1 protein-coding gene is annotated in these 899 nt (G+C 66.2%); it reads left to right on the top strand.

Annotated elements, in window-relative coordinates:
• Positions 1-92 precede the first annotated feature (92 nt).
• Positions 93-880, top strand: a protein-coding gene (locus IEZ31_RS55820) for an IS5 family transposase (RefSeq protein WP_229837343.1) whose coding sequence is annotated in 2 segments (ribosomal slippage) — positions 93-426 and positions 426-880 — 789 coding nt in all. Because the reading frame shifts where the segments join, the coding sequence is not laid out codon by codon here.
• Positions 881-899: the final 19 nt, after the last annotated feature.

Raw genomic sequence — 899 nt, 5'->3', positions numbered from 1 at the left:
ACAACTCCTAACAGAATGATCTAGGGACTTCCGTCCTTTGTAGACGATGATCTACAGTGTCGACCGTGCGGAAGGGCGAGCAGCCACCATGGATCGTGCCGGACGGGTTGTGGGAGCGGATCGAGCCGCTGTTGCCCCAGCACCCGCGGCGGTTGCGCAACCCCGGACGGAAACGGGTACCGGACCGGCAGGTGCTGTGCGGGATCCTGTTCGTGCTGTACACAGCAATCCCGTGGGAGTACCTGCCGCAGGAGTTGGGGTTCGGGTCAGGGATGACCTGCTGGCGGCGCCTCGCTGAGTGGCACGAGGCCGGCGTGTGGCAACGCCTGCACGAGGTGCTGCTGGCCGAACTGCGCGCCGCGGACAAGCTCGACTGGTCCAAGGCGGTGATCGACGGCTCGCACGTACGGGCCCTGAAGGGCGGCCCAAAACCGGCCCGAGCCCGGTCGACCGCGCCAAGACCGGCTCGAAACACCACGTCATCACCGACGGCGCGGGCATCCCACTCGCCGTCAGCCTGACCGGCGGCAACCGCCACGACGTCACCCAACTCATGCCGTTGATCGACGCCATACCACCCGTGCGGGGCAAACGCGGCCGGCCCCGCCGACGCCCGGACAGCCTCTACGCCGACCGGGCCTACGACTTCGACATCTACCGCGACCACGTCCGCGACAAAGGCATCACACCCCACTTCGCCCGACGCGGCGTCGAACACGGCTCCGGCTTGGGCGTTCATCGCTGGGTGGTCGAGCAGACCGTCGCGCTGCTGCGCTGGTTCCGTCGCCTGCGCATCCGCTGGGAGATCCGCGACGACATCCACGAAGCGTTCATGAGCCTGGCCTGCTCCATCATCTGCTACCGCCGACTCATCAAATGATCATTCTGTTAGGACTTGT

The sequence above is a fragment of the Dactylosporangium sucinum genome, from assembly GCF_014647515.1.
GTDB lineage: Bacteria > Actinomycetota > Actinomycetes > Mycobacteriales > Micromonosporaceae > Dactylosporangium > Dactylosporangium sucinum.
This window is presented reverse-complemented; position numbering and strand designations above follow the sequence as displayed.